This is a genomic window from Streptomyces sp. CB01635, from assembly GCF_002803065.1.
Classification (GTDB): domain Bacteria; phylum Actinomycetota; class Actinomycetes; order Streptomycetales; family Streptomycetaceae; genus Streptomyces.
Genome location: NZ_NNBL01000003.1, coordinates 209,184 through 234,955 on the forward strand (window position 1 = coordinate 209,184; position 25,772 = coordinate 234,955).

The 25,772-nt window shown below is 69.6% G+C and carries 24 protein-coding genes and 2 pseudogenes; 12 read left to right on the forward strand and 14 right to left on the reverse strand.

All coding sequences use genetic code 11. The features are described 5' to 3' along the window. The first annotated feature begins 40 nt into the window (after window positions 1-40). From CG723_RS09160 to CG723_RS47465, 5 genes and pseudogenes are all read left to right on the forward strand, one after another. Window positions 41-400: a YkvA family protein gene (locus CG723_RS09160; RefSeq protein ID WP_107489193.1), complete on the forward strand. Its 360-nt coding sequence runs from the start codon at window positions 41-43 to the stop codon at window positions 398-400. A gap of 158 nt (window positions 401-558) precedes the next feature. After that, window positions 559-762 carry a hypothetical protein gene (locus CG723_RS09165; RefSeq protein ID WP_100592783.1) on the forward strand — a complete coding sequence of 68 codons (204 nt, stop codon included), beginning with the start codon at window positions 559-561 and terminating at the stop codon, window positions 760-762. A gap of 139 nt (window positions 763-901) precedes the next feature. Next, window positions 902-1,654, forward strand: coding sequence for a helix-turn-helix transcriptional regulator (locus CG723_RS09170; RefSeq protein WP_100592784.1), 753 nt, complete (start codon window positions 902-904; stop codon window positions 1,652-1,654). Between the two features lie 267 nt (window positions 1,655-1,921). Continuing rightward, complete coding sequence (locus tag CG723_RS09175) at window positions 1,922-2,407, forward strand: DoxX family protein (RefSeq protein ID WP_100592785.1); 486 nt, start codon at window positions 1,922-1,924, stop codon at window positions 2,405-2,407. A 184-nt stretch (window positions 2,408-2,591) separates the two neighbouring features. Continuing rightward, window positions 2,592-2,746: pseudogene (locus tag CG723_RS47465) on the forward strand (alcohol dehydrogenase); the annotation flags it as partial. Window positions 2,747-2,894: 148 nt separating this feature from the next. Here the strand turns inward: CG723_RS47465 and CG723_RS09180 are convergent. The 8 genes from CG723_RS09180 to CG723_RS09215 all read right to left on the reverse strand — a co-directional run bounded on the left by CG723_RS09180 (window position 2,895) and on the right by CG723_RS09215 (window position 13,307). Then, window positions 2,895-3,530 (reverse strand): biotin transporter BioY, encoded by a 636-nt coding sequence (locus CG723_RS09180; RefSeq protein WP_100593768.1) that lies wholly within the window; start codon window positions 3,528-3,530, stop codon window positions 2,895-2,897. Window positions 3,531-3,613: 83 nt separating this feature from the next. Continuing rightward, window positions 3,614-4,474 (reverse strand): 3-hydroxybutyryl-CoA dehydrogenase, encoded by an 861-nt coding sequence (locus CG723_RS09185; protein WP_100592786.1) that lies wholly within the window; start codon window positions 4,472-4,474, stop codon window positions 3,614-3,616. 94 nt (window positions 4,475-4,568) lie between these two features. After that, complete coding sequence (locus CG723_RS09190) at window positions 4,569-6,566, reverse strand: acetyl/propionyl/methylcrotonyl-CoA carboxylase subunit alpha (protein WP_100592787.1); 1,998 nt, start codon at window positions 6,564-6,566, stop codon at window positions 4,569-4,571. 9 nt (window positions 6,567-6,575) lie between these two features. Further along, window positions 6,576-8,180: a carboxyl transferase domain-containing protein gene (locus CG723_RS09195; protein WP_100592788.1), complete on the reverse strand. Its 1,605-nt coding sequence runs from the start codon at window positions 8,178-8,180 to the stop codon at window positions 6,576-6,578. Between the two features lies 1 nt (window position 8,181). Further along, the gene (locus CG723_RS09200) at window positions 8,182-9,363 is read right to left on the reverse strand and encodes an MFS transporter (RefSeq protein WP_199841706.1); all 1,182 of its coding nucleotides are present in this window, start codon (window positions 9,361-9,363) and stop codon (window positions 8,182-8,184) included. 100 nt (window positions 9,364-9,463) lie between these two features. Further along, window positions 9,464-10,663: an 8-amino-7-oxononanoate synthase family protein gene (locus CG723_RS09205; protein ID WP_234374221.1), complete on the reverse strand. Its 1,200-nt coding sequence runs from the start codon at window positions 10,661-10,663 to the stop codon at window positions 9,464-9,466. A gap of 318 nt (window positions 10,664-10,981) precedes the next feature. Next, complete coding sequence (locus CG723_RS09210; protein ID WP_100592790.1) at window positions 10,982-11,824, reverse strand: helix-turn-helix transcriptional regulator; 843 nt, start codon at window positions 11,822-11,824, stop codon at window positions 10,982-10,984. Between the two features lie 550 nt (window positions 11,825-12,374). Then, window positions 12,375-13,307, reverse strand: coding sequence for a DUF1259 domain-containing protein (locus tag CG723_RS09215; RefSeq protein ID WP_234374222.1), 933 nt, complete (start codon window positions 13,305-13,307; stop codon window positions 12,375-12,377). A 335-nt stretch (window positions 13,308-13,642) separates the two neighbouring features. On the opposite strand from CG723_RS09215, the pseudogene CG723_RS09220 reads away from it, so the two are divergent. Next, window positions 13,643-13,768 (forward strand): annotated as a pseudogene (locus tag CG723_RS09220) (IS21-like element helper ATPase IstB); the annotation flags it as partial. A gap of 54 nt (window positions 13,769-13,822) precedes the next feature. On the opposite strand, the gene CG723_RS09225 reads toward CG723_RS09220, so the two are convergent. Beyond that, window positions 13,823-14,380 (reverse strand): hypothetical protein, encoded by a 558-nt coding sequence (locus CG723_RS09225; protein ID WP_100592792.1) that lies wholly within the window; start codon window positions 14,378-14,380, stop codon window positions 13,823-13,825. A gap of 397 nt (window positions 14,381-14,777) precedes the next feature. Here CG723_RS09225 and CG723_RS09230 point away from each other — a divergent pair, with 397 nt between their 5' ends. Beyond that, window positions 14,778-16,406, forward strand: coding sequence for an alpha/beta hydrolase (locus CG723_RS09230; protein WP_100592793.1), 1,629 nt, complete (start codon window positions 14,778-14,780; stop codon window positions 16,404-16,406). A 76-nt stretch (window positions 16,407-16,482) separates the two neighbouring features. Here the strand turns inward: CG723_RS09230 and CG723_RS09235 are convergent, their stop codons facing one another. The 3 genes from CG723_RS09235 to CG723_RS09245 form a co-directional block, all read right to left on the reverse strand. Further along, window positions 16,483-17,298 carry an SAM-dependent methyltransferase gene (locus CG723_RS09235; protein ID WP_100592794.1) on the reverse strand — a complete coding sequence of 272 codons (816 nt, stop codon included), beginning with the start codon at window positions 17,296-17,298 and terminating at the stop codon, window positions 16,483-16,485. A gap of 85 nt (window positions 17,299-17,383) precedes the next feature. Then, the gene (locus CG723_RS09240) at window positions 17,384-17,635 is read right to left on the reverse strand and encodes a DUF397 domain-containing protein (RefSeq protein ID WP_100592795.1); all 252 of its coding nucleotides are present in this window, start codon (window positions 17,633-17,635) and stop codon (window positions 17,384-17,386) included. Then, window positions 17,632-18,498, reverse strand: coding sequence for a helix-turn-helix domain-containing protein (locus CG723_RS09245; protein ID WP_100592796.1), 867 nt, complete (start codon window positions 18,496-18,498; stop codon window positions 17,632-17,634). The genes CG723_RS09240 and CG723_RS09245 overlap by 4 nt, the downstream gene beginning before the upstream one ends. A gap of 370 nt (window positions 18,499-18,868) precedes the next feature. On the opposite strand from CG723_RS09245, the gene CG723_RS09250 reads away from it, so the two are divergent. Both CG723_RS09250 and CG723_RS09255 read left to right on the forward strand, forming a co-directional pair. Continuing rightward, window positions 18,869-19,273, forward strand: a complete 405-nt coding sequence (locus CG723_RS09250) for an ATP-binding protein (RefSeq protein ID WP_234374223.1) — start codon at window positions 18,869-18,871, stop codon at window positions 19,271-19,273. A gap of 205 nt (window positions 19,274-19,478) precedes the next feature. Continuing rightward, window positions 19,479-19,859: a hypothetical protein gene (locus CG723_RS09255; protein ID WP_100592797.1), complete on the forward strand. Its 381-nt coding sequence runs from the start codon at window positions 19,479-19,481 to the stop codon at window positions 19,857-19,859. A gap of 180 nt (window positions 19,860-20,039) precedes the next feature. Here CG723_RS09255 and CG723_RS09260 read toward each other — a convergent pair whose 3' ends face one another. Beyond that, on the reverse strand, window positions 20,040-20,693 hold the full coding sequence (locus CG723_RS09260; protein ID WP_100592798.1) for a TetR/AcrR family transcriptional regulator: 654 nt from the start codon (window positions 20,691-20,693) through the stop codon (window positions 20,040-20,042). 737 nt (window positions 20,694-21,430) lie between these two features. On the opposite strand from CG723_RS09260, the gene CG723_RS09265 reads away from it, so the two are divergent. The 3 genes from CG723_RS09265 to CG723_RS09275 all read left to right on the forward strand — a co-directional run bounded on the left by CG723_RS09265 (window position 21,431) and on the right by CG723_RS09275 (window position 23,711). Beyond that, complete coding sequence (locus CG723_RS09265) at window positions 21,431-22,492, forward strand: PucR family transcriptional regulator (protein WP_100592799.1); 1,062 nt, start codon at window positions 21,431-21,433, stop codon at window positions 22,490-22,492. 132 nt (window positions 22,493-22,624) lie between these two features. After that, entirely contained in the window at window positions 22,625-23,050 is a 426-nt protein-coding gene (locus CG723_RS46145) for a hypothetical protein (RefSeq protein ID WP_159032418.1), read from the forward strand. Between the two features lie 10 nt (window positions 23,051-23,060). Next, window positions 23,061-23,711 (forward strand): DUF6226 family protein, encoded by a 651-nt coding sequence (locus CG723_RS09275; protein WP_100592801.1) that lies wholly within the window; start codon window positions 23,061-23,063, stop codon window positions 23,709-23,711. 338 nt (window positions 23,712-24,049) lie between these two features. Here CG723_RS09275 and CG723_RS09280 read toward each other — a convergent pair whose 3' ends face one another. Continuing rightward, window positions 24,050-25,636: a long-chain-fatty-acid--CoA ligase gene (locus CG723_RS09280; protein WP_100592802.1), complete on the reverse strand. Its 1,587-nt coding sequence runs from the start codon at window positions 25,634-25,636 to the stop codon at window positions 24,050-24,052. Window positions 25,637-25,772 lie beyond the last annotated feature (136 nt).

The following is a 25,772-nucleotide window of genomic DNA, read 5'->3' on the forward strand; positions in this document are numbered from 1 at the left end:
CGGCCCTGGCTCCCCCCGCTCAGCGGGTACACGATGAGGCATGGACACCAAAGCCTGGCTCATCCTCGCCGCAGCCGTCGTGCTGCTCACCATGGGCATCGCCGCAGTTCTCCTGGTGCGGGTGATCCGGGCGAGGAGGCTGCTCCTCGACGCGGGCATCCCGCTCCGCAACAAGGCGCTGGTCTGGGCCGCCGTGATCTACACGGTGTCACCGGTCGACCTGCTGCCGGACCCCGTCTACCTCGACGACATCGGATTCCTGCTGCTGGCCCTGCGCGCCGTGCACGTCGCGGCGCGAACCGGATACCCGCTGGTGGCAGGTCAACCCGTGGTGCGACACCTTGCAGGTCGCCGAGCAGATGGCCATCAACCACCTGGGGCAGCTGCTGGTCGCGGCTGAGGAGAGCGGGGACGTCGCCGCCTGGCGGTTGTGCCGTGGCGACGGCGCGAGCGAGCCGTCCCCGGCGACTCTTGCCGCGGTGCAGATGCTCATCACCGCCCGGCATCGAGGTCCGTCACGACGAACCCGCCGCCCACTTCGACGTCTGGATTGCCACCATGAACGGCGGCCTCAGCTTCGGCCGGCCGTCCGTCGGTTCCTCCGCACGCCCCCTCGGCTTGGCGGACCCCGCCCTGCGGTGGGCCGGGGCAGTACTGCACGACGGCGGCACCCTCGCCTACCTGACCGCCCGCCCGGCCGGCGAGGACGCCAATGAGCTCGGCCCCGCGAGCAGCGAGGCGATGACCGGACGCCTTGCCTGAAGCCGTGAATCAGCATTCATCGGGACCTCCTAGTTTCACCAATAAGTCTTGGTCTTATTGAGGGAGGTCGTCGAGATACGCAGGACATCAAGACAGAAGGAACACTTGGGCCTACGCGGATGGGGATTAGCATGGTCTTGTGGCTTCCGTCCAGACAGCGTCGGCCGACGCGGCCGGCAGCGCCATCAACTCCGTCAGCGTCCTGAGCGAGGACTCACGACGGCGCATGTTCTCCTTCATCCGCCGGGCCGGCCACGCCGTCACCCGCGACGAGGCCGCCGCGAGCGTCGGTATCTCCCGCAAGCTCGCCGCCTTCCACCTCGACAAGCTCGTCGACGCCGGCCTGCTGCGCGCCCGCTACGAAACGCCCGGCGGGATCCGCAAGGTCGGCAGGCGGCCAATGGTGTACGAGCCCACCGACGCGCAGATCACCGTGACCATTCCAGAACGGCGCCACGAACTCCTGGCGGACCTTCTCCTGGACGCCGTTCTGACCGAGGAGGCCGACGAGAACGCCGCGCAGGCGGCCATGCGGACCGCGAAGCAGCGCGGCCGGCAGCTGGGCGCAGCCGCACGGGAGGAGACCCGCCCAGGGCGCCTGGGCCCCGAGCGTGGGCTGACCGTCTGCGAGGGTCTGCTGGAGGAGTACGGCTACGAACCCGTCCGGGAAGCCCCCACCCGGCTCCGGCTGCGCAACTGCCCGTTCCAACCGCTTGCCGCGAAGGCCCCCGACCTGGTGTGCGGCATGAACCAGGCCTTCCTCAGCGGCTACCTCACCGGCCTTGAGGTCAACGGAGTCAAGGCCGTCCTGACCCCCGAGCCCGGCGAATGCTGCGTACGGCTGTGCCCGAACGACACCGATCGTGATGAGCAGATGCCCCAGGATCACTGACACGGCACCGGCTGCCCGCCCCCGCGGGCCACCGACCCGATGTACGACTCTGCCCGCAGCGAAAGGATCGAATGGGGCAGGGAGTCGCCCGCGATCTATTGCCGGGGACACGCAGCATCGGTGCTCGACGTGTCGTCGAGCTGGGGGAAGCGCCCGTTCCGGCGTTCCAATCGGAGCATCGCCATGTTGCCCAAACGCGTTCTGAAATCTTCTGCCTCTTCCACGGCACCAGCGGCGCAGCCCACTTCCACTTCCACCGCCGCGCCCATGACGACCGCCGCCGACTTCGGTCTGCTGCTCATCAGGCTGACCATCGGCCTACTGATGGCCGCACACGGGGCTCAGAAAGTCTTCGGACTCTTCGGAGGCCAGGGCCTGACGGAGACGGGCAAGGGATTTACGGCCCTGGGCTACCGGCCGGGAAAGCTCTTTGCTGTGATCGGGGGCATGTCCGAGCTGCTGGGCGGCCTCGGTCTGGCCCTCGGCCTGCTGACGCCGCTGGCGGCCGCCGCCCTGATCGGCGTCATGATCAACGCCATGGTCACGGTCACCGGCGCCCACGGCCTGTGGGATGCGAACGGCGGCGTGGAATACAGCGTCTGCATCGCCGTCGTCGCGCTGGCCGTCGCCGCCATCGGGCCGGGCAGGCTGGCCGCCGACCGCCCCTTCCGCTGGGGCAAAGGCGGCTGGAAAGAGGCCGGTTTCGCCCTCGGCCTGGGCGGCATCGCCGCCGCGATCACGCTCAGTCTGTAGAACCAAGGCGGGCCCCTGCGAAGCCTCGCCCGCACAACGGCGTGCCGGCAGGGCCTCGATGACCGCTGGGCAAGTCCGGCTGCGCCGCATGCACGGACGCGCATCGCCCGCTCGCTGATCGCCGACTGTCTACCTCGTCGCCGCTGACACGGACCGGGCGCAGGGCCGCTGTCAGTGGGCGACGGGCAACCGTTCCTACGCCGGATCGCTCATCGGCAGCATCGCCGAGACGCAGGGGATGCTTCACTTCTGCGGCACATCCGGCATCGGCGCCGAGATCAACGAAGAGAGTACGAGCGCGTCCCGGCCTCCGACATCCGCTACCGCTTCGACATCGACATCGACATCGACATCGACATCGACATCGACATCGACATCGAACGACACGATGCGCTGACGAAGCCCGGGAGACAAGCCCCTGACCGCGCATCGCAGGCGGGCCTGCACAGGCCCGCCTTGCGAAGGGGAAGAGCCCCATTTCTCCCCCTCAGCGAGAGAGATCAGCCTGACCATCGTCAGCCCTGGAGTTTCCCAGCACGCGCCACACCGCAGGAAGCGCACCCATCGCCAGGGCCGCCTTCAGGGCGTCGCCCACCAGGTAGGGCGCGGAGCCCAGGGCGACCGCCCGGTCCAGGGAGAGATGCAGGGACAGCGCGAGATACGGCACTCCGACGGCGTACACGCAGAAGGTTCCCACGGCCATGACACCGGCCGTACGCAGCGGGCTCCGGTCGCCGCCACGGCGGGCCAGGTCGCCCACCACGGCGGCGGCGAGAACCAGGCCGACGACGTAACCGAAGGTGGGCATGGCCGCGCCGGAGGTCCCCTCGGCGAACCAGGGCATGCCGCAGACGCCCGCACCGGCGTAGACGGCGAGCGCCAGCGCCCCGCGCCGTGCCCCGAGGGCGATGCCGACCAGAAGGGCGGCGAAGGTCTGCCCTGTCACCGGGACCGGCGACCCGGGCACCGGTACCGCGAACTGCGCGGCGATCCCGGTCAGTGCGGCGCCGCCGAGGACCAGCGCGGCGTCGCGCGCCCGGGTCCGGGCGGCGCCCTCGGCCGGCAGCAGGTCGGCGAGGACCCGTACCGCGGGACGGGGCGTCGGCGAAGTGATGGTGGAGATTGTGCTCACCTCAGGGGAGTCCGTTTCTGCGTGTTTCTGCGTGTTCTATGGGGCTGTGGTGCAGGTACCGGTGCGCGCGGCGGCTACGGGTACGGGTAGAAGCCGCGGCCCGACTTTCGGCCGAGCAGGCCCCCCTCGACCATGCGGGAGAGCAGCGGCGGAGCCGCGTAGAGGGGCTCCTTGAACTCCTCGTACAGTGCATCGGCCACGGCTGCCACGACGTCGAGGCCCACCATGTCGGTCAGCCGCAGCGGGCCCATCGGGTGCGAGCAGCCGAGCACCATGCCCTGGTCGATGTCGTCGACGGTGGCGAAGCCCGTCTCCGCCATGCGCACGGCGGACAGCAGATAGGGCACCAGCAGCGCGTTGACGACGAAGCCGGCCCGGTCCTTGGAGCGGATCGGCCGCTTGCCCAGGGTCTGCGCGACCCATGACTCGGCCCGGTCCATGGTCGCGTCGGACGTGTGCAGGGAGCCGACCAGTTCCACCAGGGGCATCGCCGGTACGGGGTTGAAGAAGTGGGTGCCGATGACCTGGGCAGGGCGGCCGGTGGCACCGGCCAGCTTCATGATGGGGATCGAGGAGGTGTTGGAGGCCAGGATGGCCTCCGGGTCCTCGACCACCTTGTCGAGGGTGGCGAAGAGATCGAGCTTGAGTGTCTCCTCCTCGCGGACGGCCTCGACCACCAGCTGCCGGTCGGCCAACTCGCCCAGATCCATGGTGAATCCGATGCGGGCCGCGGCCGCGTCCCGCTCGGCGGCGGCGAGCCTGCCCTTGACGACGGCGCGGTCGAGGGAGGCGAGGACGCGGTGCCGCCCGGTGGTCAGCGACGCCTCGCGGGAGACCGCGACCAGCACGTCCATCCCTGCCAGGGCGCTCACTTCGGCGATTCCGGCGCCCATGGCGCCCGAGCCGACCACTCCGACACGACTGATGGGGATCATCTGGTGTATCACTTCTTCCGTCTTGGTTTGCTTTGAATGCGTGGTGCCTGGAGGCGGTACGGGTGCGGATGCGTGGCCGGTGCGGGTGTGCGGCTCAGGCGGCCTCTTCGCGCTGTTCCGGCGCGATGACGACGAGGACCTGGTCGGCCGAGACGATGTCGGTCAGAGCGCAGCGGACCTCCTCGACCACGCCGGAGGCGGGGGCGAGCACCCGGTTCTCCATCTTCATCGCCTCGACGATCGCCACCGTGTCGCCCTGCTGCACGAAGTCGCCTACGTCTACGGGTAGTTGGACCACGGTGCCGGGCATGGGCGAGGTGACCGCGTCGCCGCCGGCCGCACTGTCGTCCTCGCCGGCGACATCGAGAGTGAGGGTCAGCCGGCGGCCGTCGACAACGAGTTCGCAGCCGTCCGCCCGGCGCAGGCCCGTCCACAGCGCCTCGCCGACCGTGCCGCGCAGCAGCGCCCCGTCCGGCGTGCACGTGACGGTGAAGGGTTCGCCCGCCACGGCCACCGTGAGCGCGTTCTCCCGCCGGGAGAGCAGCGCCGCTTCGAGGGGGCGGCCGCCGACCCGGCAGGCGACGCGGCCCAGTGGGGCGTGCCGGTCGAGCAGTTGCCGGTCGAGAGCGCCGAGGGAACCGCTCCACGGTGACTCGGCTCCGTACGCGGTGGGGCGGGCGGGCAGGCTCATGGCCGCCGCGCAGGCGGCCGCCACCGGCTCGAGGTCCCGCCGGTTCTCGGCGGCGCGGGCGGCGAACTCGTCCACGAGGTGGGTGTCGATCAGCCCGGCGCCGACCCGGGTGTCGCGCAGCAGATCGGCGAGGAAGCCGAGGTTGGTGGTGAGGCCGAGTACGGCGGTGGAGCGGACCGCGTGCAGCAGTCGGGCGAGGGCAGCGGGGCGGGCCGGGTCGTGCGCGATGAGCTTGGCGATCATCGGGTCGTAGAAGACCGGGACGTCGCCCGCGCCGTCGAAGGCCGCGTCGACCCGCAGACCGGTGGGCCACAGGGCGGCCAGCGCCCGGCCGGGGGCGGGGCGGAAGTCCGCGTCCGGGTCCTCGGCGTACACGCGGACCTCGATGGCGTGACCGGACGCGGTGATCTCGCCTTGTGCCAGCGGGAGTTGTTCGCCTGCGGCGGTCCGCAGCTGCCATTCGACCAGGTCGAGGCCGGTGATGGCCTCGGTGACCGGGTGCTCGACCTGGAGGCGGGTGTTGACCTCCAGGAAGTAGAACCCGCCGTCGCCGTCACCGGCACTGTCGAGGATGAACTCGAAGGTGCCCGCGTTGGTGTAGCCGATGGCCTGCGCGCCGCGTACGGCGGCCGACAGCAGTGCCTCCCGGACGTCCGCCGGGAGATTGACGGCCGGCGCCTCCTCGACGATCTTCTGGTGGCGGCGCTGCAGCGAGCACTCCCGCTCGAAGAGGTGCACCACGTTGCCGTGGGTGTCGCCGAAGACCTGGACCTCGATGTGCCGGGGCCTGCGCAGATACCGCTCGACCAGCAGGCGTCCGTCGCCGAAGCTCGCGCGGGCCAGGCGGACCGCGGCCTCGACGGCGGGGGCGAGGTCGCACTTGTGCTCGATGACCTGCATGCCCTTGCCGCCGCCTCCGGCGACGGGCTTGAGGATCACCGGGTAGCCGATGCGGTCCGCGTGCGCCCGGATGTCGTCCGCCGACTCGGTGGCGTCCGCCGAGCCCGGCAGGACCGGCACGCCCGCCTCGGCCATCAGCCGCTTCGCGGTGGCCTTGTCGCCCATGGCCGCGATGGTGCTCGCGTCGGGCCCGACGAAGACCAGGCCCGCCGCCGCGGTGGCGGCGGCGAACTCCGCGTTCTCCGAGAGGAATCCGTAGCCCGGGTGGACGGCGTCGCAGCCGGTGCGCAGGGCCGCGTCGATCAGGGCGTCGGCGCGCAGATAGCTGTCGGCCGCCGGGGAGGGGCCGATCAGGACCTGTTCGACGGCGCCGTCCAGGTGGGCCGCGGCGCCGTCAGCCTCGGAGTGGACGGCCACGTACTCGATACCGAGGCGCCGGCAGGTGCGGGCGATACGGCGGGCGATCTCGCCCCGGTTGGCGATCAGGAGTCGTTTCACCATGACGGACCATCACATCCTGAACACGCCGAAGCGCGTCTCTCGTTGCGGTGCTGCCGCGGCCAGAGCGAGGCTCAGCGTCAGCCATTCACGGGTGTCGGCGGGGTCGACCACGGCGTCCACCCACAGGCGCGCGGCGACATAGAGGGGCTGGCCCTCGCGGTCGTAGTTGTCCCGGATCGGCTTCTTGAAAGCCTCTTCCTCTTCCGGGGTCAACGAGCGGCCTTCCTTGGCCAGTTGCTCGTTCTTGATCAGCGCCAGAACGGTCGCGGCCTGCTCTCCGCCGACCACGGACGTCTTGGCGTTGGGCCACATGGCCATCAGCTGCGGGCCGATCGAGCGGCCGCACATGGCGAGGTTGCCCGCGCCGTAGCTGCCGCCGATCAGCATGCTGAACTTCGGGACGGCGGCGCAGGACGCGGCGTTCACCATCTTGGCACCGTGCTTGGCGATGCCGCCCGCCTCGTACTCGGCACCGACCATGAACCCGTTGATGTTGTGCAGGAAGAGCAGCGGGATCCCGCGCTGCGAGCACAGTTCGATGAAGTTCGCGGCCTTCTGGGCGCTCTCGGAGAAGAGCACGCCGTCGTTGATCAGGACGCCCACCGGGTAGCCGCCGATCCGGCCGGTGCCGCACACGATCGTCGTCCCGAACCGGGCGCGGTACTCGGTGAATTCGCTGCCGTCCAGAAGCCGGGCGAGGATCTCCCGGGCCGGGATCGGCTCGCGCGGGTTGGCGCTGACGATGCCCGGCAGTTCGGCGGGGTCGTACAGCGGCTCCGCCGGTATCTCGGGCGGTGCGGCCGGGGTGCCGGTGCCGCTTCGGGCGGCGATCTCCCGGACCAGGGTGAGGGCGTGCTCGTCGTCGAGGGCGAGGTGGTCGGCGACGCCGCTGGTCGCGGTGTGCAGGTCGGCCCCGCCGAGGGTCTCGGCGTCGACGATCACGCCGGTCGCCGCCCGCACCAGTTGCGGACCGCCCAGGAAGATCGACCCGTTGCCCCGTACGATCACGGTCTCGTCGCACATCGCCGGGATGTACGCGCCGCCGGCGGTGCACGAGCCCATCACGGCCGCGATCTGCGGCAGGCCCATCGCGGACATCTCCGCGATGTTGCGGAAGATCTTTCCGAAGTGGTTCTCGTCCGGGAAGATGTCCTCCTGCATCGGCAGGAAGACGCCTCCGGAGTCGACCAGGTAGATGCAGGCCAGCCCGTTCTCGCGGGCGACCTGCTGGGCCCGCAGGTGCTTGCGGACCGTCAGCGGGTAGTACGTACCGCCCTTCACGGTCGCGTCGTTGGCGAACACGACCGTGGGCCGGCCCTCCACCATGCCGACGCCGGTGATGATGCCCGCCGACGGCACGGCCTGCTCGTACACCTCGTGCGCGGCGAGCTGGCCGATCTCCAGGAACGGGGTTCCCGGGTCGAGCAGCCGGGTCACCCGCTCCCGGGCGGTGAGCTTGCCGCGCGCGGCGTGCCGGGCCTGCGCCGCGGCGCCGCCGCCGGCCGTCGCGGCGGCGCGGGCCGCCGCGATCTGCTCGCGCAGCGCTCCGTAGGCCGCACTGTTGCGGCGGAACACCTCGCTGGAAGGGCTGATGTGGGAACGCAGAACCGCCATGTCACTTCCCTTCCTTGACGACTGCCGTGGGGACGGCGATCCGGGTCAGGAGCCAGGCCGCGGCCCCCAGTGCGGCGGCGACCGTGGCCCAGGCGAGGTCGGCGTGCAGCAGCGCGGCGCCCGCCGCGGCCACGCCCGCCATGGACTGCTGAAGGAAGCCGCACAGCGAGACGGCGTAGGCGCCGTGGCCCTGCTGGCTGGTGACGGCGGTGGCCATGCTGTTGGGGAACAGCACGGACTGCCCGAACGTCGTCACGCAGTACAGCGCGACGAAGGCCACCAGAACGCCGGTGTCCGGCAGACCGGGCACCGACCACAGCGCGATCATCAGCACGCCGGACGCGGTCATCACGATCGATCCCGCGGTCATCAGGCGGCTCGAACCGGCCCTGGCCACCAGCCGGTTGACGGTCATCGCGCCGGCGAAGTAGGCCGCGCCGAGCAGCAGTCCGAGGCTTCCGTACTGGTCGGTGGCGAGCCCGAAGTGCTCCTGGAAGACGAACGGGCTGACCTCCTGCAGCAGCACGATCGTGGCGAACCCCGCGCCGCCGGCCAGGGCCGGCAGCAGGAATCCGGGCTGCCTGCTGATGGTGAGGCAGATGCGCAGCACCTCCGACGGCCGCTGCACGGTACGGCCCGACTCGAACGGCACGGTGAAGGTCAGGGCCGCCGCGATCGCGCCGACCGTGGCGAGGACGACGAAGCCGGCCTCCCAGTGCGCGTACCTGCCGATCAGGCCGCCGAGGAACTGGCCGCCGCCCATCGCCGTGATGAACGCGATCGACAGCACCGAGAGGCGTCGGGCCAGCTCGTCGCCGCTCCAGCGGTCACGCACCAGGATGCGGGCGATGATCGCGCTGCCTCCGGCGCCGATGCCCTGCAGCGCACGCAGCACCAACAGCCCCTCGGGGGACCGGATCAGCGCGATCGCCGCGCTGGTGAGCACGAACAGCGCCAGCGACGTCAGCAGCGGGCCTCGCCGCCCGTACCGGTCCGCCGCCACGCCCCACAGGACCACCGGAGCCGCGGCGCCGATCACGAACGCCGAGATGGAAAGCGCCGCATAACTGCGGGACATTCCGAAGTCGTGCGCCACGATGGGCAGCGAGGGCAGGTAGATGGTGGTCGCCATCTGGGCCATGAAGACCAGGAGGCAGGAGAGCGCCATGATGCGCCGGTTCACGTGATGAAGCGTGGCCTGCTTTCCCCTGGCCATCTCCTCTTCATCTACTGTCAATGTTCTGCCGGCCTGTTGCTTTTCGTCGGCCGGAGAAGTTTGCTGCTCAGTCATTCTGGCTCCGCAGTTCATTGACCAGACGGCCGAAGTTCTCAATGTCGGTACGCGTCATGTCCGCGCGGAGCATGATGCGCAGTCCCGCCTTTCCGCGGGCGATGACGGGGAAGAAGAGGGCAGAGGTGTAATAGCCCGCGGAAAGGAGGGCCCGACCGATACGGACGGTCTTCTCCTCCGAGCCGATGTCGATGAACCGAATGGGCAGTCCGTCGCCGCGGTTTGCGGTCGGCACCAGCGCGTCGAAGCAGTCGATGTTCTCCTGCAGCCGGTGCTGGAGTTCTTTGAGCTCGGGCGAACGGTGCAGTGTCGCGGAGGCGACGATCGCCCCGAGCCCGGCCGTGTTGATCCGCTGCGACCAGGTCAGCGGACCGCCGTAGCGCAGGGCGAGATCACGGCGGTGCCGGGAGCCCTGCGGCCCGAGGAAGATCGCGCCGCCGGACGCGCCGAAGCCCTTGTTCAGGGAAGTGATGATCAGCGTACGGTCGTTGATCTCACCCATGGCGTCGAGGACGACACCGCGACCCTGGTCGCCGCAGGTCGACACCCCGTGCGCCTCGTCGAAGAACAGGAAGAGCCCGTACTTCTCCTGCAGCGCCAAGAGTTCACGAACCGGCGCCTGCCCGCCCGTGCTGTACACCCCGTCGGCCACATAGGCGACGTTCGGGTGGGTGCGGCAGAGCTCTTCCAGGGCGTCGAGGTCGTTGTGTGCGATGGTCCTGACCTCGGCCTCGTCGGCGACGCTCGGCTTCATCGCGTTCAGACAGAAGTGCGCGTGCTTGTCGAACACCATGAGCGGCGGTACGCCGTCGGTGAAGGCGCCGGACGCCACCAGGGGCAGCGCGGACCAGGCGGCCGCGGCGCAGGAGGCGAGGGTGACCGCCTCGACCCGGAACAGGTCCGAGAGCGCGTCCTCGGCGTCCTTGAGAATCCCGAAGTGCACACGCATCCGGGAGACCGAGGTGTTCAGCGAGGCGTTCTGGGTGACGGCGTCGGCCGCCGCGCGGATCAGCGCCGGATGGGAGTCCAGACCGAGATACGAGTACGACGACATGTTCAGGAACTCGTGGCTGTCGGCCCGCGCGGCATAGCGCCCGGCGCCGACGTTTTCGGCGACAATTCCCGCCATCCCGGAGTCGGCGGTGACGTTCCAGAAGTCGTTGCTTATCCCTATCGTCTTCTTGATGTTCATGAAGGCATGCAAAATAGCTCCCGAAGTATTCCTCAGTCGAGTCCGAGCCTGGAATCAAACCAGAGCGGGGCGGACGGGTGTCACACCACCGTCCACCGCCATGTACTCCGCAAGCGGGAGGGGTCCCCATGGGCCCGGTCGTCACTGAGATTCGCAACTAGGCGTAGCGAAAGTCAACGGATTCGACCGGCAATGTTCTGCCGGTTGCACTCGGGCGGCAGAAAACGGACCGGCAGAAAATTGCCGGTATCCGCACCGGAAAATCTTTGCCGGTCGGCACCTGTTGAACGCGCCGCCGGTATAGGCCAGAGTGAGAGCTCAGCCGTCCAGGCGGTCGGCGCCGGTTTCTACGTCGGACCCCGGCAGCAGGCTGAGGAAGGTGAGCCGAAGTCCGGGATGGCCGACGGGATGCAGTACCTGGGTGACGACATCGACGGCGTGCGGAGCGAAGCGGGGGATGCTCAGACGGAACGTGTGGCCGTCCCGGTTGGCGATGATGACCGGACCGTCGTCCCAGATCCGCCGGCACTCGGGGTCGGCGAGTGCCGTCAGCAGGATCTCCGCGAGCTCGGGGTGCCCCGGGTACTGCGCCATGGCGTAGCGCAGCATCGCGAGATAGGCCCGCCCGTGCCGCGGCCAGTCGGCCAGCTGCTGCCGGGCCTCGGGGTCGGTCAGCCCCCAGCGGATCAGGTTCGCGCCGGGGACCTGCACCCACGGGAACCACTCGGCCATGGCCTCGTTGTGGGCGAGCACGTTCCACGCGTTGTCGGTGAGATAGGCGGGCTGCGTGGGCTGCAGGTCGAGCAGGCGCCGCAGCGGTGCCAGATCGACGCCGTCGGCAGGCGAGACGGCGGGGAAGGGCTCCCCGCCGGCAGCGAAGAGGAACAGGGTGGCCCGCTCGTCCGCGCACAGCCGCAGCGCGCCCGCCAGCGCGGTCAGGGTCCGGGCGTCCAGGCGGGGCGTCGCACCGCGTTCGAGGTCCCGGTACCAGCGTTCGCTCATGCCGACCGCGGCGGCGACCTCCACCTGCGGAAGCGGTTTGCCAAGGCCGAGCTTGCGGCCCGCTCGCGCCCGCCACGCCCGTAGGAGCACCGCGAGCCCCACCTCTTCGTCTGGCAGATGCCCGAGGCCGGGTCGGTCTGTGAAGTTTTCGCGCTGCATGAATGGGGCCCTACTCTGGCTGCTTCCTGGTGCCGTGGCTCAGGCGGGAGCGGCCGGCGTGGAGTACCGCATACAGGCGGCGCCCGCACTGTCACGAAAGGATCAATACAGGTCAGGTACCCCGCACAAGGGTAACCCGGCGTGCCCGTACACGTTCCGCGCCAACAACCGGCCAGGTGGAAGGCGTCGGTCTTCGTCGCGCATCCAATTGGTGGCCGGTGTTCCACAACGCGGCCGCCAACGACTACTACGTGGCCCGGTTCCGCGAGCTGGTGGCCCGGGTGCGCGGCGTAGAGACGTTGCAGCGGCACGAGGCGGAGTTCGTGTGGGGACTCGCCGGGAACGCGCCTTTCAGCCGACTCTCCAGGGCGCGACCTGGCACGTCGGAACCCTTACGACGTGCTGCCGCCCCCTGGCTGACGTCGTGTTGACGCTCGGCGAGGGGGCGCGTCCTGTGCTCCTGGTGCAAGACCCACTCCCCGGTCCTGGATCGCGAGAGCCGGCCTGCGGGGGTGCCGTGTGTGTGGGGCAGCAATCGGCCGTCTGCTCGTCATACTCCGCTGGTCGGCACCACGTTGGTGGCATCCACTGCGGGGCGCAGCGCTTTGGCGAGCTCGACGGCGTCGCCCACGGCCCAGAAATGGGTGAAGAACAGGCGGGGGCTCTCCGTCAAATGGTGGTTGTGCAGCTCGACGAGCTTGATCCTGCCCCGCCGCAAGGCTCCCAGTACGTTCTGCACCTCCTCGGCGAGCATGACGCAGTCGCCGCTGAGCGCTGCCCTGCCGTTTCCCAGCGGCTGGAAAATGAACGCGCTGGTCGCGCCCAGGCCGGAGGGCAGTACCAGATGGCCGTCGCAGATCGTCTCGCGGCGGGCGAAGACGGCCTTGTAGACCACGCCGTCGCTGGAACCCTTGGCGCCCAGCGCAGCGTCGATTGCGGCCATGTCCAGGTCGACGGGGCTCGGCGGGACGGACGGTGTTGCCGGCGGGATGCCGGTGCGATCGAATCCCGCGCGCAGGCCGTGCGCCAGGGCCAGTTCGTCATGGCCGTGTCCGTGGACGTGGACCCACCAGATGTCGGGGCGATGCGTGGGCAGATGCTTGTGGAGCGCGGTCTGCGCGATTCCGTTCGCCTGCCAGGCGTCGATCACCCGCTGCAGTTCCCTCTCGGTGACCGCCACATCGCCCATGCACATCGTGCTGCCGTCGGCATAGCGGACGAAGGCCACGTGCGCACCCAGTGCGAGCTCCGGTGTGATGACGACGTTGCCCTCGACGACGACGCGGAGATCGTCGCGGGGGAAGGGGGTGTGGTACGTCGTCCCGCGCAGCAGGTTGCCGCTGCGGCCAAGTGCTTTCGCTACGGCCGCCCAGTCCGATGCGGTGGTGGTCAACGGCTTGACCAGCGCCGCGTCGGGCATCGCGCGAGCGCTGGCCGGCCCCGCCCCGGCCAGCACCGGTGCCAGTGCGGCAGCGGTCAGCACGCGTCGCCGAGACGTGGCCGCCTGTTTGTCTCCAGTCATCATCTGATCTCCTCCATGGCGAGATGAAACCATAAGGAATGTGTGTTATCGGCATTGATTGGGCCCATATGGGCCAAATGTGTCTTCTCGACTGTCATCGAATGATGCCTTGAGTGGTGCCTTGAGAATCGTCAGTGCCCCGGTGACGTGCGGGAGTTGGGCCCTGCTCCGGTCGACCGGCGGACCGCACTGTTCTGGACAGCGGCGAAGCTGGCGCCGGCCGCGGTTGCGGGAGCAGGCGCGGGGCCGAAGCCCACGGGACACACCCACGCCCGGGTGCGGGCACGCGCACCGGCTCCGGCACCGGCAAGTCGGACCTGCTGAGCGCGCTCGGCACCGAAGCCGCGATGGCCGGCTACCGCGTCAAGTACGCCCTCGCGACCCGGATCGTCAACGAGCTCGTCGAGGCCGCCGACGAGGAGTAGCTGACCAAGAAGGGTCTCCTGACCGCCGGCACAGGCTCTTTGGCACTGCGCTCACTCGTGGGTCGGCCCCGTCACTCCCAGATCCGTACGCATCGCCTCGCGCATCCTGGACAGGTCTCGCCAGCCCTGCTTGATCACGTCCCGCACGTTCTCGATGTCGTCGCCTTCGCCTGCCGTGCCATGGGTGAGGCGGGCCAGGATGCCGTACACAGAGCCCAGGCCGATGTCGACTCGTCTCACCTCCGTCAGCACAATGTCCGGCACGATCATCTGGGCCTCGGCGTACTGGCGGCGGTAGTCCGCGCGGGCCGTCTCGACCGTGGCCAGCGACTCTTGCGGGGCGTACCCGATGCGCAGTACGTGGTTGTGGTCGTTGAGGGTCGCCAGGTAGTGGCGGGCGGCGGCGTTGAACTCCGTGTACGCCGCTCTGCGCGTCTCCCGGCCCGACTCCGTGTGCTGGGCGGCTAGTTCGGTGCGGCGAGTGCGTTCGAGGCGTTCCCACTCCTCGCGGCGCGAGGCGTCTCCGCGTCGCTGGGTCAACCACGCCGAGCCCAGCGTGCCGCCCACGCCCACCACCGCCGCCAGCAGGCCCGCCACGGCCGAGTCCATCACGCCTCCCCCGTACCAACCACCGCTCCCGTACTGCTCCCTAGTGTCTCTGACAGACGAACGCATTCGACAGCTCCAGCGAACCAGTGTGCGTAACGACCTTCCGTCCGGCACTCGCTGGCGAGGACATCCGATCCTCCTCAGTACGGCCCGCAGCGGGAGCCCCCGCGGCTTGACTTCTCTATTGGGAAGGCACTCGAGTCGCCCCTGCGGCGGCGGAAGGCCAGGAGCCGGCCGGGTGCTACCGGCCTCGTCGTCGGCGGCACGGTGACGGTGGTTCGGCCATGTGGCCGCGGTCGGCTCGCGCGCGTTGCCGGGCCGCGGTCCCGTTGACACAGATGCGTGCCGACGTCCAGTGCGGAAGGACGTCCGGCCCTCAGCGGTGGAAGGACAAGGCATGCACATATCTGGACCGATAGCGGGTCGTCGGGTTTGTGCCGCGGTCATCGCCGCGTTGGTGGCCGGCTCGACCGTTCTGACCGGGCAGATCCTCGCCGCGGCCGGAGGCCCGCCCGCACCTTCGGTGCCGGCCCCGAAGCTGGACTGGAGACCCTGCGTTCAAGGCAGCCCGTTCGACTGCGCGACCGCGAAGGTGCCGCTGGACTACAACGACCCAGGTCGTCGCACCATCGAACTGGCAGTCATCAAACGGAAGGCGACCGACCCAGGTCGACGCATCGGCACCCTGCTCTTCAACCCTGGCGGACCCGGGGGGCCAGGCACAGTCCAGATGCCACAGGACTACGACTTCTTCCCGCGCGAGGTGCGGGAGCGGTTCGACATCGTCAGCTGGGACCCCCGCGGGATCGGCAGCAGCACAGCGGTGAACTGCTTTGCGACTCCCGAGGAGGCCGCCGCGTGGAACGCGGGCAAACCGGCCGGCGTCCCGGTGGGCGCACAGCAGCGAGCGACTGTGATCGCCGCGTACGAGGACCTGGCCCGGCGCTGTGAGCGGCGTGACCCCGAGCTGCTGCGTCATGTGTCGACCGCCGACACCGCTCGCGACCTCGACGGGCTGCGCCAGGCGGTTGGCGATGCGCAACTCACCTACCTCGGAATCTCCTACGGCACGATCCTGGGCGCCACCTACGCCAACTTGTTCCCCGGCAGGGTCCGCGCCATGGTCCTCGACAGCGACATCGATCCGCAGGCCTGGACGAACCACGGCTCCGACGCGGACCCCCGGCTGACCACGTTCCTGCGTATGGGCTTGGACCGCGCCGCGGCAGCGGTCCTGGAGCGGTTCCTCACCCTGTGCGGATCCACGGACACCGCGGGCTGCACCTTCTCCGCAGGCAGCCCGAAAGCGACCCGGGACAGGTTCGACCAGCTGATGCGGCGGCTGCGGGCGCATCCCGTGGGTGAGTGGACCTACGGCCGCACGGTCGCCGACGTGATGAGCAGCCTCTACGTTGTCCACCCGGGCTGGACGGACCTCGCCGGCAGGCTGCGGGACCTCTGGCAGGGGCGCGTCGCCAAGGCGTCCCCGCTCCCGCCCCCGCCAATGGTCCCGCATCCGAATCCGTACGTCGGCGAGGAACAGGCGGGTGCGGTGCTCTGCGGCGAAAGCCCCAATCCGCGTGACCCCGCCGTCTACCCCGCCATGGAAGAGGCCGCCGCCGGCCGCGCGGGCGACGCCGGGCTCTTCTGGACCTGGGCCACCGCGGGGTGTGTCTCCTGGCCGGCCGTCGCGGCCGACCGCTACCGCGGCCCGTGGAACAGGCAGACGGCACACCCGGTCCTGGTGGTCGGCACCAGGTACGACCCCGCGACTCCCTACGCGGACGCGCAGGCGCTGGCCGGGGAATTGGCCGACGCCCGCCTGCTCACCCACGAGGGATACGGTCACACCGCGCTGATCAACCCCAGCAGCTGCGTGAAGGCGTACGAGAGCCGGTACCTCGTCGACGGCACGCTCCCGCCGGCCGGAACGACCTGCCGACAGGACGAGCCCCCCTTCCGCGCGCCCAAGCTGGTCGGCGGCGTCGCCACCGGCGGCGGTGGGATGGCCGGCACCGTCCACTGAGTCGGCCACAGCCACCCGGCCTGGGCACGGGCCGACTCGATCGAGCTCCAGAACGTCGTCTTCGGCCTGACCCCGGTCAGCGTTTGATGCCCACGCCCGCCAACAGGCTGATCTCGGCGTCCGCGGGCTCCGTCCCGTCGGCGGGACCGGCGGGCCGCCAGCGGTGGCAGCAGATGATGCCGGGTTCGATCAGGTCGAGCCCGTCGAAGAACCGGCGGACGTCGTTGTGCGAACGGAACTGCACCGGAGATCCGGACTTGGTGTAGACCTCCGCGACCTTGTTCCAGGTGTCGGGGTCGAAGTCGGGCGTGCAGTGGTTCATGGCGAGGGCGCTGCCGGCCGGGAGCGGGTCGAGCAGCCGGCGGATGATGGCGTACGGGTCGTGCGGGTCGGTGATGAAGTGCATCAGCGCGTTGAGGGAGAGGGCGATGGGCTGGTCGAAGTCCAGGACCTCCGAGGCTTCCACGGCGCTCATCAACGCATCGGGGTCGGTGACATCGGCCTCGATGTAGGCCGTGCGTCCCTGCGTCGTGCTGCGCATGAGGCGTTCGGCGTACTTGAGGACGAGGGGATCGTTGTCGGCGTACACGACGCGGGCATCGAGCGCGACGGACTGGGCGACCTGGTGCAGGTTGGGCTCGGTCGGGACGCCCGTGCCGATGTCCAGCCACTGGCGGATGCCGTGCTCCTGCGCCAGCACATGGGTGGCCCGGTGCATGAACGCCCGGTTCTCGCGGGCGGTCACGTAGATGCCGGGGTGGGCCTGGGCGGCCACGAGGGCCGCCTCCTTGTCGATCTCGAAGTGGTCCTTGCCGCCGAGGAAGTAGTCGTACATCCGGGCCGAGTGCGCCTTGCTCGTGTCGAGGTCCCGGCCGGCCTGCCTGGTGGTCATGTTCTCCCTTTCAGGTGTGTGTCTGTCGGCCCGCAGGCCAAGGACGGGACCGGTGTCGTCGTCCTTCCTGCTGCCCGCCGTCGGTTCACCCGGCGGCCAAGTGATCGGCCAGGCCCTCTTTGACCCCGCGGACGAACGCGGCGATCTCCTCCGGCGTGTAGATCAGCGCCGGCCCGGCCGGGTCGGTCGACTGCCGTACGGCCACGCGGCCGTCGGCGAGCTGCTTCGCCTCCACGCACTGACCGCCGTTCGGCCCGCTCCACGGGCGCTCCCAGCCGTGCTCCCCGAGATTGTGGGCCGGCATCCCGTTGTACACGCCCTCGTTGGTGATCGTCATGAGTACTCCTTGCGCATGCGGTTCAAGAGCGCCCTGCTGTCCTCCGACGACGTCAGCAACGCCATTCGGGAATGCGCCTCGAGATGCGCGACGACGTCCACGCGCTGGTCCAGATAGACGGAGGCGGACAGGAGTTCGCTGTAGACGATGTCCGGCAGCTCGGGTTCCTCGAACCGGAAATAGGTGAAGGGGGCGCACGCCCCGACATGGGCACCAGCAGCGAACGGGACGATGTCGATGCTGATGTGCTCGAGCTCGGACACGTCCAGGAGCCGCTCGATCTGCTCCCGCATCACGTCAGAGCTGCCCACCGCCCGGTGCAGGACGGCTTCCTCCATGACCACCCACAACGTGGGGGCGTCCTCCCCCTCCAGCAGGCTCTGGCGGCGCAGCCGCAGCTCCACGCGGCGCGCGAGCTCCTCCTCGCTGCCGTTCGGCAACCCGCCGCGCAGCACGGCGCGGGCGTAGTCGGGAGTCTGCAGAAGGCCGGTGACGTACTGGGGTTCATAGGTGCGCAGGGTCTTGGCGTCGGTCTCCAGGCTGACGTAGGCGGTGAACCAGCTGGGGACGGCGTCACGGTAGGAGTGCCACCAGCCGGGCTCGTTGGCCCGCTCGGCCAGGTCGACGAACTCGTCGATCTCCTGGCGGTCCGCGCCGAAGGTCTCCAGGAGCTTCTCCACGTAGAGAGGCTTCAGCGCGACCTCGGCCTTTTCCAGCCGGCGGATCGTCAGGGTCTTCACGCGCAGTGCTTTTGCCGCGTCCTCCAGCGAGGCACCGGCGCCGAGCCGCATGTCCTGCAGCCGACGGCCGAGGATCATGCGCAGGACTGTCGGTGCGCTGGTGCTGGAACGGGCTTCACTCACGCCCAACCTCCTGATGGTTCATCAACATCACCATTCTGACAGTGACTTGAAGACGACGCCAGGGTGATACTCGCGCTGCTGAAATTATCAGAGAGTCGGTTGCAGCGTGATAGCGATCACGCGCATAGTTGGCATGTGAGTGGTCAAGTCACAGCTCTGACGCAGCATCCGGCCCGGACGGGACACGCGATGCTGATGCCGCCGTGGGCACCCCACCCCAGGGTGCCTGTCTCGGTATGCGCCTCTCACCCCTCGAGCTGCAGCCCGCATCCCCACACCGCGCCTGCCCCCCGGAAGGCACTGGAAGGCGACATCCGTGACTCTGCCCACGTCCTCACCTCCGGCCTCGGCCCCCGCCTTAGCCACGACCGTGCCTCGTCGGGAGTACTGGTTCGGTCTGCCCGCCCTGCGCACCAGCGCGAGATCCGCCCGCGACACCGTGCGCGACCGGCTCCGTGCCTGGAAGGTGCCCGGCGACACATGCTGCGACGCGGTGCTGCTGGTCTCCGAGCTGACCACGAACGCTGTACTCCACACCGACAGCGGTCATGTCCTGTGTGGCCTCACGCTGACCGGCGACGAGCGTTGCCTGCGCATCGAACTCCACGACGACGGCCGCACCCCGGTCCGCCCGCCCGAGCACCACGCCGGCCCCGAAGAGGAGAACGGGCGAGGCCTGTTCCTCGTCCAGCAACTCGCGGACCGCTGGGGCTCCGCACGCTCGACGCGGGCCGAAGGCAAGGTCGTCTGGGCAGAGTTGACGGCTCACTCCTGACGCCATGGGCACCGGCCGGCGCCGAATGTGGCGCCCGCCCCGGCAGGGACCGCCCGGATGCAGCGTGGCCAGGCCCGGCCTGCTGGGCACCAGACCAGTTCCCCCGTACGACGGCAGAGACCGCAGTCGGCACCGCACGGCCCCGCTACGTCCCCTTCACGCGGCGAGGAACCCCTTCTCCTCGGTCCCCCTACAGAAGGCGCCCATGACCCCCCACAGCGAAACCGCTCCTCCTGTCGTCCTGTACGTATGCGCCGACCGAGCCCGGGGCGCGCCCGGGGCAGCCACGCAGTGCGCGCAGACGGAAGGCCAGGCGTTCGCCCAGGAGCGCGGACTGGCGATCGCCGAGGTCGTCACCGACACGTACGGTGAGCCCGACCCGGCCCGGCGCAGAGGGTGGCGGCGTGTGCGACAGCTGGCACAGACAGGCCATGTCACCGCGGTACTCGTCCGCTGGCCCAGCGCCATCGCCCCGGAGTCCGCGCACGAACTCCGGCACCGCGAGACCGCCTGGCTCCACGACCACGGCGTGCGCGTCCAGTACACCTGGGCGCCCTTGTCATCGAGGAGCGACGAGGCCCGGTGATCCCGCTCGGCGATGTCCAGATCTTTGATTCACCTGGCAGGTGACGGTATGGAGATGTTGACGTAGTAGGGGGATGGTGCGCAGGTCAGAGGCGTGCGGAATGCTGCGGAGGGGTGGGTCGGGCCGCAGGCGTCGTCTCGTTTCGCGACGCCCCGGCCGGCACGCGCATCTCCGTACGGCTCACTGGCCGTCGATGGTCCCGGGCAGCAGTGAAGGATCGGTGGCCGCGCCGCGCAGACGGTTCAGGATGGCCGTGGCTGCCTTGTCGTAGCTGGTGAACTCGTCGTGCAGGACGGACTCGGCGTTGGCCATCTCCAGGAGCGCAACCAGTTCGAAGGCGAGCTGGGGGACATCGATGTCCTCCGCGATCTCCTCTGTCTGCTGCGCCTCGACGATGGTCTGTTCCAGATACGTGGACCAGTCGGTGCGGGCCGCGGCGAGGGTGTCGTGCACCTTGCCCGCGCGGGCGTCGTACTCCGCCGATGTCGAGTAGAAGAAGCAGCCGCCGGAGAAGACGCGCTCGCGCGAGTAGGTGAGCCAGCTGGTGCACACGCGCCACAGCCGGTTGATCCCCGGCGGGAGTTCACGGGCGGGCTGGACCACATGCTCCAGAAAGACCTTGATCGCCGCACGCACCGTGGCGAGCTGGAGGTCCTCCTTGGAGCCGAACAGAGCGAACACGCCGCTCTTGCTGAGCTTGAGCTCGCCCGCGAGCCGGCCGAGGGAGAGGCCCTCCAGGCCTTCGACGGATGCGACCTGCATGGCGCGCTTGAGGACCAGCTGACGGGTCTGATTCCCGCGGGCGACCCGTCCGTCGATGTGTGTCGCTGCCATGGCTGTTCCTACCTGTCCCAGGTGCTCGTGGTGCGCGATAGGGAACCAGTGTACCGATTAAGTGGACGGTCGTGCGGTCAGTGGAGAGTGGGTGGCGCTGACGGCGCAGGGCAACCCCGGCGTCCCTGAGGCCGCCGGGGCCCCGCCCGCCTCGAAGTGGCCCCGCGCGCTCAGTCCGCCGCCGGGAACGCACCCGTCTCCGCCGGAATCACACCGGTGTCTTCGCTTCTTCGCTGCTTCAGGCACTGGCCGCCGCCGGGTGGACACCCATGCCCAAAGGGGACGCCTTGCTGCCGTGGACGAGTTCCGGCAACGGCCCTCTGCCTCACGGGGGTACAGGGGCTGGGTGGTGCGGTGGGGCCTCGGCCCCGCCGGGACGCTCGCCCTCGCTGTGGTGTTCGCAGTCCGGCGTGAAGCCTCCGGCAGAGCGTGACCGGTTCGGCGACGAGCCCGACGCCCTCTTGATCATTCTGGGTTCCGGAGTCTTCGCCTGCGCCGTGGTCGCGGCGGTGGCCCGCGCCGACGGCCGTACCCTCTCCCGCCAGCTGTCCGCCTCGCCCCGGTGGCACGCGAGGAGCGTCGGGCTGGTGAGACCGGTGTTCACGGTAGGTGGCAACCTCACCTCTGTCGGTCGGGATTTCCGGAGTCCGGCAACCGGCCTTACCCCCACCGTCAAGCAGACATCAACTGTGCGCTAGAAAGGCGTCAGGATGTCGGCAGGAACACGGGGACAATGTATGACCGAGCGCGGGCAGGCCATACCGGAGGAGTACCTCGACGGTTTCGCCGCCATGCTTGCCGACGCCGGTGCGACCGGGCGCCGACTGAACCGTGACGAGCTCGCCTCGCGGCGTGATCTGGGAGAGCGGGCGGCGGAGGCCGGCCTGGGACTGCGTGCCCTGGTCGGCGCGCATCTGGCGTTCGCTCGTACGCACGTGGGTGGCGGTGTCACGTTGGACAGCGTGCTCGGCGCGCTGGAACAGGCCGTCGACGCCTTCGCCGAGGGCTACGAGCGCGCCCAGCGCATGGCCGTGCGCCAAGAGGAGGCGGCTCGCCGGGAGTTCATCGACGACCTGCTGTACGGGCGCAGTGATCTGGGGTTGCTCGCCCAGCGCGCGGAACGCTTCGGGCTGCGGCTCTCGTACGCGCACGCCGTGGCGGTGGCGCAGGGCGAGGTCGCGTACGACGCGGGTGATGCCGTGCCGCGGGATGTGGAGCGGGCGCTGATCTCCCGGTTCGGTGACCGGAGCATCCTTCTGACCACCAAGGACGGCCGGTTGATCTGCATCGCGCCGGGTGACCAGGACGAGGTGCTGGCGTTCTTCGCGAAGCAGGCGTACGCGGCCACGGACGGCGGTCGTGTCGCCATCGGCCGCGCCCAGCCGGGTCCCGGCGGCGTCGTCCAGTCGTACGAGGAGGCACTGGGCGCCCTCGAGCTGGCCGAGCGGCTGGAGTTCGACGTCCCCGTCCTGCGCTCGGCCGACCTCCTCGTCTATCCGGTCCTCACCCGCGACCGGCAGGCCATGGCAGACCTGGTCACGACGACGCTCGGTCCGCTCCGCAAGGCGCGTGGGGGCGCCGGACCGCTCATCGAGACTCTTGCCGTCTACTTCGACTCGGGCTGTGTCGCTGCCGAGGCAGCCCGCCGCTTGTCGCTCAGCGTGCGCGCCATCACGTATCGCCTCGAACGCATCCACAAACTCACCGGGGCCGACCCCGCCGACCCCGTGCACCGCTACACGCTGCAGACCGCGGTCATTGGCGCCCGGCTCCTCGACTGGCCTGCTCAGCCGCTGTGACGTGATTCGGCGTCATCAGGCGCACGGGGCGCACAGGTCGCGCGGGGACGAGCGCGCGCACTGGACCCGCCGCGCCGTCTCGCTCGCCCGCGCCCGCGACACCTTCGGCTCGGCCCCGGCCATCGCCGACTGGTGCGCCGAACCCGCGGCCGGTACAGGCGACGCCCCGACCGCCGACTACCTCTTCGAGGAGTCCGCCCAGGTCTCGACGACCACTACGCGGCCCAGGCCCGGACACTCACCGCGAACGCCGAGGCAAGCCTGCTCAAGTTCGCCGAACTGCTCGGCACCCTCGCGCCCCAGCAGGCCGCATGCTGGGCGGAGTTGAGGGCCGCCCACGCCCGCGCCCGCACGCTCGGCGGCGCGGACGGCGACCCCGTCGTCCGCGCGGTCGCCGCGCTGGGCCCGCTGACCGGCCGCATCGCCGCTGGCGAGTCCGAGATCACTCGCGTCACCGACCCTCCGTGCGTAGGTAACCATTGTCATTCGCAGTGCAGCGCTGCCGCTGTCGATGTCCCTCAGTCCGGTGGCGAAGGCCGTCCCGGCTCCGCGCCGTAGGGTTGCCGGTATGGATCTTGTGGGGCTTTGCCGGGCTGTCGACGAGGAGTTCGCGGTTACCGGGGTGGGCACCCCTCCCTGGCCCGATCCGCATCCGGGTGGCGAAGTGCGGGACGAGGAGTATTCACGGTGTCTGGAGCCGGCGAAGTACCTCGTTCTCGCTGCCCGGGCCGAGGCCTGGACACGGGCGTTGTCCCGGCTCGGGCTGGCCGAGGTGGAGACGGTTGCGGACCCGGCGGCGATCTGGCGGCGGGCGCCGGACGTGGGGGTGAGCGACGCTGTCCGGCTGCACCCGGTGCGCGCACACGCCGTACCTCTCGTCTTCGGGTTCTCGGCCATTGACAAGGTTCCCGGGACGGTTCTCGTGGTGGGGGCGGGGGACCCCGCGGTGACTCTCGAGCAACTTCCGGACTGTGGCTGCGACGCCTGTGACAGCGGTTCCGCCGACCTGCTCGAGGTGGTGGACGAAGTAGTGGCCGCCGTGGTCACCGGCACGTTCGTGCACGTCGACGCCGGGCACGGGCGAGAGATCGTGTGTACGGGGGACAGCTGGTCGGCGAGCAACTGGGATGCGTCCGGGCCGCCGGTCGAGGAGGCGCTTGCCGCGGCGCGGGCCGGGCGGTCGCCGTTCCGCGTTGTGCGTGGGACGGCCTGGGAGTGATCACCCGTGAACGGGGAGGACGCTGTTGGGGAGGGTGACGGTCCGGAGCGGACGGGGGCAGTTCGCTCTGCAGCATCCCGATTCGCCCAACGTGCGCGGGAAGTGCGTTCGCTGGGAGCGGAGACATGCGCCGCAGGTGGTGGCCGGCGCCTGCCGGTGAGGTCACGTCACACGAAATCGATGGCCAGCCACTGGCCGTCCAGCCCGACACCGCCACTGACGCCGGTCTCTTCTGTGGTGATGCCACTGAGCAGGGCGACGGACCGAGTACGAGTTGCTGGTCGTCGCGGAGCATTACCGGACGGCTGTGATCGACGATCCGCACCCCGTCGCCGGAGTCACTCCTCGTCCTGTCCTGGCACGCGTGCTGCGTCCTGGGTGCGCAGCAAGGACTTGACCACCTTGCCGCCTGCGTTACGGGGTAGCTCGGTGACCAGCACGAGGTCCTTGGGCCTCTTGAAAGAGGCGAGCTTCCCTTCGAGGAACCCCGTCAGTTCACGCAGCGAAAGGTCGGCTCCCGGGGTGACGGCGACGTAGGCGACCGGCACCTGGCCCCAGCGCTCGTCGGCCCTGCTGATCACCGCGACCTCCCGTACGTTGGGGTGCGTGGCGACGGCGTTCTCCAGTTCGGCGCAGTAGATGTTCTCGCCGCCGCTGATGATCATGTCCTTCTTGCGGTCGACGACCCAGACGAAGCCTTCGTCGTCCTGCTTGACCAGGTCACCGGAGTGGAACCATCCGCCTTCGAAGGCCTCCGCGGTCTCCTGCGGCTTCTTCCAGTACCCCTTCGTCAGCGTGGGCCCGCGGTAGACGATCTCACCGACCTCGCCCACGGCGACGTCATTCATGTCCGCGTCGACGACGCGGTACTGGATGCTCGGGATCGGCCGGCCGACCGAGCCGAGCTTGCGCAGGGAGTCCTCCCCACGGAGCACGCAGGTGATGGGCGAGGTCTCGGTCTGGCCGAACACTGCCACGTTGAGTGCGCCGGGGAACTTCTCGCCCATGGCGCGCAGGGTCGCGTCGCTCGCGGGGGCGGCCCCCCAGCTGATGATCCGCAGCTTCAGGTCACGCTTGTCGATGTCGGGCTGGGCGCAAAGCAGGTCCCACTGCTGCGGAACGTTGAACACGACGGTGGCGCCTTCGCGTTCATAGGCGTCGAGCACCGCCTGCGGGTCGAAGGCCCCCAGCGGATGGATCACGACCGTGCTGCCCACCACGAAGTTCGCCACCATCGAACCCAGCCCCGCGATGTGGAAGAAGGGCGCCGTCAGGAAGCCCACATCGGAGTCGTCGAATATCTCCATCGCGCGGATGCACGTGATCGCCTGTACCTGCATGTTGCGGTGGGACAGCATCACCCCCTTCGGCCGCCCCGTGGTGCCCGAGGTGTACATGATCAGCGCGGTCGACTCCTCACTGATGTCGGGCAGTTCCATCGGCTCGTACGCCGACAGGAAGTCCTCGTACGCGATGCCGTCTTCGGCCTCGGCCTCGCTCGATTCGCCGATGACCACGACCGTGCCGATCGACGCGGTGCTCGGTACGGACCGGAGCAGCGGCAGGAGCCGTGCGTCGACGACGATCGCCGAAGGAGTGCAGTCGGTCAGGATGTGGTCGAGTTCCGGAGGCGCGAGCCGGAAGTTGAGCGGCACGGCCATGGCCCCCAGGCTGTTCGCCGCGAACACGCTTTCCACGAACCATGGATGGTTCAGCGTGAGCAGGGCCACGCGGTCACCCGCGGCGACGCCTCGGTCGGCGAGCGCGGCGGCCAGTTGCAGCGACCGTCGAGACAACTGCGCCCAGGTCGTGGTCACCCCGAGATGGCGCAGCGCGGGCTTGTCGGGTCGCGTCATCGCGTGGGTGGCGGCCTGGGACATCCAGTGGTGCCGGAAGGACCAGGCGGGCGCCGTGTCGGTCGACATGGGCGACTCCTCAGGGGCGTAAGGGGGCGTATCGATCGGTGGTCGCTGCGGCATTGTGCCGTTCAATGTCGCTGTTGGAGAAGCGTCTTGACGCATTTTGTTAATGGAAAATCACGTGGGTGGTGTCTGGGACGCG

Coding starts and splice junctions, on each gene's coding strand:
- CG723_RS09160 (WP_107489193.1), top strand. CDS start 41: ATGGACACCAAAGCCTGGCTCATCCTCGCCGCAGCCGTCGTGCTGCTC.
- CG723_RS09165 (WP_100592783.1), top strand. CDS start 559: ATGAACGGCGGCCTCAGCTTCGGCCGGCCGTCCGTCGGTTCCTCCGCA.
- CG723_RS09175 (WP_100592785.1), top strand. CDS start 1,922: ATGACGACCGCCGCCGACTTCGGTCTGCTGCTCATCAGGCTGACCATC.
- CG723_RS09185 (WP_100592786.1), bottom strand. CDS start 4,474: ATGATCCCCATCAGTCGTGTCGGAGTGGTCGGCTCGGGCGCCATGGGC.
- CG723_RS09190 (WP_100592787.1), bottom strand. CDS start 6,566: ATGGTGAAACGACTCCTGATCGCCAACCGGGGCGAGATCGCCCGCCGT.
- CG723_RS09195 (WP_100592788.1), bottom strand. CDS start 8,180: ATGGCGGTTCTGCGTTCCCACATCAGCCCTTCCAGCGAGGTGTTCCGC.
- CG723_RS09205 (WP_234374221.1), bottom strand. CDS start 10,663: ATGAACATCAAGAAGACGATAGGGATAAGCAACGACTTCTGGAACGTC.
- CG723_RS09210 (WP_100592790.1), bottom strand. CDS start 11,824: ATGCAGCGCGAAAACTTCACAGACCGACCCGGCCTCGGGCATCTGCCA.
- CG723_RS09225 (WP_100592792.1), bottom strand. CDS start 14,380: ATGGACTCGGCCGTGGCGGGCCTGCTGGCGGCGGTGGTGGGCGTGGGC.
- CG723_RS09230 (WP_100592793.1), top strand. CDS start 14,778: ATGCACATATCTGGACCGATAGCGGGTCGTCGGGTTTGTGCCGCGGTC.
- CG723_RS09235 (WP_100592794.1), bottom strand. CDS start 17,298: ATGACCACCAGGCAGGCCGGCCGGGACCTCGACACGAGCAAGGCGCAC.
- CG723_RS09240 (WP_100592795.1), bottom strand. CDS start 17,635: ATGACGATCACCAACGAGGGCGTGTACAACGGGATGCCGGCCCACAAT.
- CG723_RS09255 (WP_100592797.1), top strand. CDS start 19,479: ATGACCCCCCACAGCGAAACCGCTCCTCCTGTCGTCCTGTACGTATGC.
- CG723_RS09260 (WP_100592798.1), bottom strand. CDS start 20,693: ATGGCAGCGACACACATCGACGGACGGGTCGCCCGCGGGAATCAGACC.
- CG723_RS09265 (WP_100592799.1), top strand. CDS start 21,431: ATGACCGAGCGCGGGCAGGCCATACCGGAGGAGTACCTCGACGGTTTC.
- CG723_RS09275 (WP_100592801.1), top strand. CDS start 23,061: ATGGATCTTGTGGGGCTTTGCCGGGCTGTCGACGAGGAGTTCGCGGTT.
- CG723_RS09280 (WP_100592802.1), bottom strand. CDS start 25,636: ATGTCGACCGACACGGCGCCCGCCTGGTCCTTCCGGCACCACTGGATG.